The organism is Halomonas sp. SIMBA_159 (genome assembly GCF_046536035.1).
GTDB lineage: Bacteria > Pseudomonadota > Gammaproteobacteria > Pseudomonadales > Halomonadaceae > Vreelandella > Vreelandella venusta_A.
In genome coordinates this window covers 1-244 of the sequence record NZ_JAWJBT010001323.1, presented here as the reverse complement: position 1 = coordinate 244, position 244 = coordinate 1, and the positions used below count along the sequence as shown (strand labels likewise).

The window sequence follows — 244 nt, the reverse complement described above, 5'->3', positions numbered from 1 at the left end:
CCAGAACAGGCGCCATCAATTCGCGCGCCGGAAATGAAATGCGTTTCATAATCCAGTACAACACATAACCGGCGACAAGGGCGATGCCAAATGCATAAGGCGAGAACTGAAAGCTTGCTTCCTCGATTTCACCCGGCGCGCGTCCCGACAAGAACCCCGCCGCGAGGGGAACGGTGAAAACGATGAGCAGGATGCGGAAAGTTTGCATGACTGACACAATCGTGACATTGGCCGATTTGACGTC

Annotated in this window: 1 protein-coding gene; it reads right to left on the bottom strand. The window is 54.1% G+C overall.

All coding sequences use genetic code 11. The annotated features are described in order from the left end of the window. Positions 1-244 (bottom strand): AbrB family transcriptional regulator (locus R0J87_RS23550; RefSeq protein WP_498889407.1); only part of this gene is annotated, 244 nt, incomplete at both ends.